Source organism: Halalkalibacterium halodurans, assembly GCF_004376175.1.
GTDB lineage: Bacteria > Bacillota > Bacilli > Bacillales > Bacillaceae_D > Halalkalibacterium > Halalkalibacterium halodurans.
Map to the genome: position 1 here is coordinate 22633 of NZ_SNUY01000058.1, position 6512 is coordinate 29144.

A 6512-nucleotide genomic window follows, 5' to 3' on the forward strand; every position below is an offset into this window, starting at 1 on the left:
GAAAAACGCAACTAATGAAAAAAGCGCCAGGGGTATAGACACCCCTAGCGCTTTTCGTTCGGTTAGTTTTGATACATTTGGCCTGCCTGTGGCATTTGCGGCTGACCGTTAGCCGGTGCGAAGCCAGACATCATTTTTTGCATATCTTGCTGTGCCAATTGTGGTACTTGATAATAGGCATGTTGGTTTTGGTAAAGGAAAAGCTCATACGCCATTTCGACCACATTCGGTACACTGTCAGCAAGCACTCGGCGAACGACAGGATTGGTTGCCTCTAAGGAAGCCGTCGTTAGCATGGTTGCCTGTGATTTCATTAATCCAAGCATATGACCGGAAATTCCTTGGTCAGAAACTTCGTTGATCGATTGCATTGGTTTCTTCGGCTGGCTTGGTTTAAAGCCATAGGTGACATTATTGCTAAGCTGCATGTTGTACACCTTTGTTCCGTGGGAAGGCTTGCTTCCTGTATTGAAACACTCACACAGAATGTTGTATTGATCGGTCAAAAACGAATACTGACGATCCAAAATGTTCAATAACTGCTGATCTTTCACGAAGGTGCGGAACATCATATATTGGTCTAGAACGCCGATGGTACTCGTCAAGACTTCCTGAACATCAAACACCTCATGACCGCCATGGCTCAAGTTACTAGGCATTTGAGTCGAATTCATCTGTTGTCCTGGCGCCGGCATTTGTTGCTGGTTCATTTGTTGGTTCATCTGCTGATTGAATTGAGTGTTCACAGGTGAAAACCTCCATTGATCTTAGTGGTGTTACGCCATTTAGTATGCGCGTGCACACGCCTACTTTACCTCACTTTTTTTGCCAACGATCTGCATGGATGGTCACCCTGCAAACACCATATTCTATAGGTAGGAAGCTGATTTGGACTGTACTAAAATTTCGCTAAGGGCGTCATCGATCGTTTCGTATTGGAACGTAAAACCTGCCTGAAGCAAGCGTTCTGGTAAGACCCACCGGCTTTTTAAAATGAGCTCAGACTCTGTTCGCAATAAAAAGGTACCGATTTCGAGCATCCATGCGGTTGCAGACAAGCCAATTTTCATATTCATGGCACGCCGGATAGCTGTCGTTAACACTTTATTGGAAACGGGGTGCGGGCTTGTACAATTAATTACTCCTTCAAGCGCTTCTTGTTCTTCAATAAAGCGAATCACACGGAATACGTCCTCTACGTGGATCCAACTGACCATTTGCTTTCCTGAACCTTGTTTGCCGCCAAGGCCGAATTTCGTCAAATAGCGATACGGTGTCAGCGCTCCTCCATCACCGCCTAAAACAATGGAAATTCGCAATGCCGTTTGCCTTGTGTCCGGCAATTGAAAGGAGAAGAATGCCTCTTCCCAAGCTTTCGCCACATTTTCCGAAAAGCCAGATCCGAGTTCACCATTTGCTTCGGTCATTGGTCGATCTTCAGCGTGGCGATAAATGGTCGCCGTACTTGAATTAAGCCAAAGCTTTGGTGGCCGCTCGCAAGCTAACACCGCTTCACCTAGTTTGTTAGTCGTGTCAATCCTCGACTGCAAAATCGCTTTTTTATTTTGTTCATTGTAGCGGCAGTTCACCGACTTTCCTGCTAAATTGACGAGCATGTCCGCCCCCTCTAACGCTTCACGAACAGCCTCTGAATCATCCCATGAAACGTGTGGAGCCCTTCTCGAAATAATTACGACTTCATCGCCGTTCTCCACAAAGCGTTGTTGCAAGTATTGACCGATAAATCCTGTCCCACCAGCTAACACTATTTTTTTCGTCATCTAATCCCTCAATTCTTGGCAAATAGTTCTTACCTCTAGCTTAGCAAATGAATCCACTTTTTCCGACAGTTAAAACAAACTTTTATGTTGACTTTCTTCATCCGTTTTTTTATAGTAAAGATTGTGAACGATATTGATAATCATTTTCACTTATAAAGGAGCACAAACAATGAAACAACGGAAACACTTATTACTTCTCACCATGTTGCTTTTCGCTTTGCTTGTAGTCGCTGCTTGTGGAAGCAATACAGATGCACAACAAGCTGACGAACTAGAATCCAAAGATGGAATGATCACATACGAGTCAGAAGCGGGTCCCATCGAAGTCCCTGCCAACCCTCAGCGTGTAGTCGCCTTAGGCTTTACTGGCAATATCCTTGCCCTTGATGTAAATGTTGTTGGTGTTGACACTTGGTCAAAGAACAATCCTAACTACGAACAATTGCTTCAAGACGTAACGGAGGTATCCGAGGAGAACCTAGAACAAATTATGGAGCTAGATCCTGATTTAATTATTGCTTACTCTACTGTACAAAACGCGGAACAGCTTCAAGAAATTGCACCAACCGTATTGTACACTTACAATAACCTCGACTACTTAGAACAGCATGTTGAAATAGGCAAGCTATTAAACAAAGAAGAGGAAGCTCAAGCATGGGTTGATGACTTCAAAGCTCGTGCAGAGCAAGCTGGAGAAGAGATCAAAGAAAAAATTGGGGAAGATGCAACTGTTTCCGTGATTGAAACATTTGAAGATCAACTGTACGTGTTCGGTAACAACTGGGGACGCGGCACCGAAATTCTTTATCAAACGATGGGCTTAGCGATGCCGGAAAAGGTGGAAGAAATGGCACTTGCCGACGGTTATTATGCCCTATCGTTTGAAGCGTTACCAGAGTTTGCTGGAGATTACATCATCTTAAGCAAAAATGACGAAGCTGACAATTCATTCCAAGAAACGAACACGTATCAAAGCATTCCAGCGGTGCAAAATGGCCAAGTATTTGAAGCCAACGCAAAAGAATTTTACTTTAATGATCCACTTTCCCTCGAGCTTCAACTTGAATTTTTTAAAGAACACTTTTTATCTGAATAATAAAGAGAGAAGCTGTCCAGTCCCCCCGGTCAGCTTCTCTCTTTTTGCCTTATACTTGTGCTCGAACAAGGAATTCTCCAAATTGGGCGCGGTGCAAACGAGCATAAATTCCACCTGTTTGTAGCAATTGCTCATGGCTTCCTTGCTCTGCAATACCTTCTTTCGTGACCACGATGATTCGATCAGCATTTTTAATCGTTGCCAGACGGTGTGCAATGACGAGCGTCGTTCTGCCTTTGCTTAATTCTGATAGCGACTGCTGAATCGCGAGCTCCGTCTCTGTATCAAGGGCGGAAGTAGCTTCATCTAAAATTAAAATAGGTGGATTTTTTAGGAACATTCGAGCAATCGATAGCCGCTGTTTCTGTCCCCCTGATAGTTTGACTCCTCGCTCACCGATGACCGTTTCCAGACCATCTGGCTGGCTTAGGATAAAATCATCCAACTTCGCCTTGCGAGCAGCCTCCATAATTTCATCATCCGTTGCTTGAAGGTTGCCATAGGCAATGTTCTCTTTCACCGTTCCTGAAAATAAGAAGACATCTTGCTGCACAATCCCAATTTGATTGCGCAAACTCTCGAGTTTCATTTCACGAATGTCGAGCCCATCAACTACAATCCTTCCGTCCTTCACCTCATAAAAACGAGGCAGCAAGCTACATAGCGTCGTTTTCCCAGCTCCAGAAGGGCCGACAAACGCTACTGTTTCACCTGCACGAATGGTAAGATCAATATTTTTTAGCACATCGTCCATCCCGTCATAACCAAACGTGACCCCTTCATATTGGATGTTCCCCTGAATGTTCCATTCTTTCGCTCCAGGAGCATCTTCAATATCCGGTTCGGTATCGAGAATTTCTGTATATCGCTTAAATCCAGCAATCCCTTTAGGATAACTTTCAATAACGGCATTAATTTTTTGGACCGGCTGAATCAGAATGTTCGATAATAAAATAAAGGCGACAAACTCTCCATATGTCAAGCTTCCAGAGATGACAAACCACGTTCCGACTAGCAGAGTGAGCAGCGTAATCGAGCGCATCAGCACATAGTTCGCCATTACGTTTTGCGCCATAATTTTATAGGATGCGAGCTTTGTTTTCCGATAACGCTGATTGTTTTTCGCAAATTGAGCCTGTTCATAGCGCTCATTCGCAAAAGCTTGAACGATCCTAATTCCCCCAATGCTATCCTCGACCCGTGCATTAATATCGCCTACATCTTGAAACATACGGCGAAAAGTTGTCGTCATTTTTTTATTAAAGTAAACCCACTAGTGTTGCATAAAAAATATCGCAATTTTCAGTCTAATAATTTTCCCTTAAAAGAGCCAAAAAAGTAATTACCCTAATAAAGGTGGCTCCGTCCATTTGGAAAATATTTTACATAAAGACTAGGGTGACAGTAAGGTTTTAAGGTTTAAGGAATCGTCTTTTCTTCAATTTTTCGTATCCAGATCCGTGCCGGCTTCCATAATGCAGCCCGTAAATAACGGCTGATCTGCAGGATTTTTCGCTTACTCTCTGTTTCAATTTGAGATAAAACATGGAGACAATAAACGATCAAAGCGATGAATACCTGATTTTGAATCGCCCATTCACTCTGACCATAAAACTTTTTGATATTCAGGTGCTGTTTGATCCATTTGAAAAACAGCTCAATCGCCCAGCGCGATTTGTACATGTCTGAAATCTCGTCAGCACTCAAATCAAACCGGTTGGTGATCAATTGAAGTTCATTTCCTTTTGAGTCCATGACGTTTAAGAGTCGAAACACATTTTCAGCCCGGTTCTGTGTGGTGCCGATCAACACCATTTGGTCAGACAAAACAGATGAATCTTCGGGGAGGCTAAAATCGTCCATCACTCGAATGACAGCGTTCTTCTTCAGCCGCGTTAAGAAGAAGTAACCATCATCTGTCATGCGATCAAATCGCTCATAATCAAGGTAGCCACGATCAAACACGTACATGCATTCCTTGTCATCAACCATGACTTCAAGCTGACCGCGGTCATGCTCACCGGCAGTTGTCATCACCGCTTTTTCAGGGTAAGACGTTCCCTTTTCCATGAAAACGAGCCGCAAATGTAATTTGACGCCGGCTTTTGTTTTACGGAATTTCGCCCATCTGTGACTCGTCAGATTGAGCGGCAACGTGCTCGAATCAATGATTTTCAGGGGCATTACCATCTTTGTGGCGTGCGTTCTGGCATGAATATTCCCCACCAGATCCAGAAATAAAAGCTGGAACAAATCCGGATTCAAACCGTTTAACCGTCTCGACAGCTGAGAAATACTGATCGAATCAAGATCAATCTCTTGTTGAAGCTGGTCATCAAACAGGCAGTCGCCAAGCGCATGCAAACTTTCGACTTCCTCCAGCTGCGCAAAAAGCAGTAGTTTCAGGAATGATTCTGTCGTTAATTTCTTTGTATAATAGTCTAATTTCATGGTTTTCACGTGATCTTCAAAAATATTGAGATTTATGTAAGAAAACCATTGTCCAAATGAAGTTTTTCGTGTAATCTTGTCCATGCGTTAGTCCTTTTTTAGTGGATTTGGACGGGTTACCACCTGACTTATCCATTATAAAGGACTTTTTTCTTTGCCATAAACAAGATTAGTGAAGGTTTCGAGTCTTTTTAATAGTTTGAATCAATTAATGCAACACTAGTGAAGTAAACCGCAAAAATGATAATGAAAGGTACAACGCAGAAAAGAGCGACCGCCAGCTGCCAATGAATCGACAGCATAATCGCAAAGGCACCAACGAGTGTCATAATCGCGACGAACACGTCTTCGGGACCGTGGTGAGCCACCTCGCCAATCTCCTCCAAATCCTTTGTAAGTCTCGAAATGGAATGACCTGTCTTATTGTTGTCATAATAGCCAAATGATAGCTTTTGCATGTGCTCAAACAGCTTTTTTCTCATATCAGACTCAATGTTGATCCCTAGCTTATGCCCCCAATAAGTAACGACATATTGCATAACCGTGTTTAGCAAATACACAAAAAGCAAACCGACACACGCCCAAAAAATAATCTGCCAGTTCCCTTCTGGTAGCAGACGATCGATCACTTGATTGACTGCTAACGGAAATGCCAGCTCTAAGATTCCAACAAATACCGCACAAAAGAAATCAAGAAAAAACAAACCTTTACCTGAATTATTCATACCTCGAACATAAATCAGGGTTTTAGGCCAAAAACGATTAGATTCCCGATCCCTTTGAAAGAATCATGGTTATTTTTCTTCTGAAAAGCATCTTTCTAGAATGAGGAGCGGAAAAATGCCTGTTTTTGGGCATACTTCTCCCTTGGTCTTAAATCGTGTTTTAAAAAACAGGATTTTTCGATTCTATCCTAGCTTTAGCTGTTGAATCCGCTGAAGTACTTTCCAGAAAAAATCTTGGTATACAAAACTAGAGGACAATTTAAAATGAAGGGATCGTCCTGATTTCACTAATTTACTAGCCACTTTAATGACCCTTGTACGTATGGTTTCAATTTGCATCCCTTTTTGTGCTTCTGGAAAGCAAAGCGTACGTAGCCAATTCGTTAGGTTATAGGCTAACAGGCTCATCATCATTTTTACTTCATTCACTTGAAAAGAGTGACTGCTCATTTTATCCAA

Annotated in this window: 5 protein-coding genes and 2 pseudogenes; 1 reads left to right on the plus strand and 6 read right to left on the minus strand. The window is 42.7% G+C overall.

All coding sequences use genetic code 11. The annotated features are described in order from the left end of the window. Positions 1-62: 62 nt before the first annotated feature. Positions 63-722 carry a spore coat protein gene (locus tag E2L07_RS16060; RefSeq protein WP_083445605.1) on the minus strand — a complete coding sequence of 220 codons (660 nt, stop codon included), beginning with the start codon at positions 720-722 and terminating at the stop codon, positions 63-65. Positions 723-869: 147 nt separating this feature from the next. Next, on the minus strand, positions 870-1781 hold the full coding sequence (locus E2L07_RS16065) for a TIGR01777 family oxidoreductase (protein WP_134230061.1): 912 nt from the start codon (positions 1779-1781) through the stop codon (positions 870-872). 169 nt (positions 1782-1950) lie between these two features. Between E2L07_RS16065 and E2L07_RS16070 the strand changes: the two genes are divergently transcribed. Then, the gene (locus E2L07_RS16070; RefSeq protein ID WP_053430033.1) at positions 1951-2877 is read left to right on the plus strand and encodes an iron-hydroxamate ABC transporter substrate-binding protein; all 927 of its coding nucleotides are present in this window, start codon (positions 1951-1953) and stop codon (positions 2875-2877) included. A gap of 49 nt (positions 2878-2926) precedes the next feature. Here E2L07_RS16070 and E2L07_RS16075 read toward each other — a convergent pair. From E2L07_RS16075 to E2L07_RS16090, 4 genes and pseudogenes are all read right to left on the minus strand, one after another. Continuing rightward, positions 2927-4147, minus strand: a pseudogene (locus E2L07_RS16075) (ABC transporter ATP-binding protein); the annotation flags it as partial. A 149-nt stretch (positions 4148-4296) separates the two neighbouring features. Further along, a complete protein-coding gene (locus E2L07_RS16080) occupies positions 4297-5412 on the minus strand; it encodes an IS4 family transposase (RefSeq protein ID WP_134230062.1) in 1116 nt (371 codons plus the stop codon). Between the two features lie 140 nt (positions 5413-5552). Then, positions 5553-6053, minus strand: a pseudogene (locus E2L07_RS16085) (ABC transporter transmembrane domain-containing protein); the annotation flags it as partial. Positions 6054-6236: 183 nt separating this feature from the next. After that, positions 6237-6512, minus strand: a 276-nt coding sequence (locus E2L07_RS16090; RefSeq protein WP_208402074.1) for a transposase, incomplete at its 5' end; no start/stop codon positions are given.

Coding starts and splice junctions, on each gene's coding strand:
- E2L07_RS16060 (WP_083445605.1), bottom strand. CDS start 722: ATGAACCAACAAATGAACCAGCAACAAATGCCGGCGCCAGGACAACAG.
- E2L07_RS16080 (WP_134230062.1), bottom strand. CDS start 5,412: ATGGACAAGATTACACGAAAAACTTCATTTGGACAATGGTTTTCTTAC.
- E2L07_RS16065 (WP_134230061.1), bottom strand. CDS start 1,781: ATGACGAAAAAAATAGTGTTAGCTGGTGGGACAGGATTTATCGGTCAA.
- E2L07_RS16070 (WP_053430033.1), top strand. CDS start 1,951: ATGAAACAACGGAAACACTTATTACTTCTCACCATGTTGCTTTTCGCT.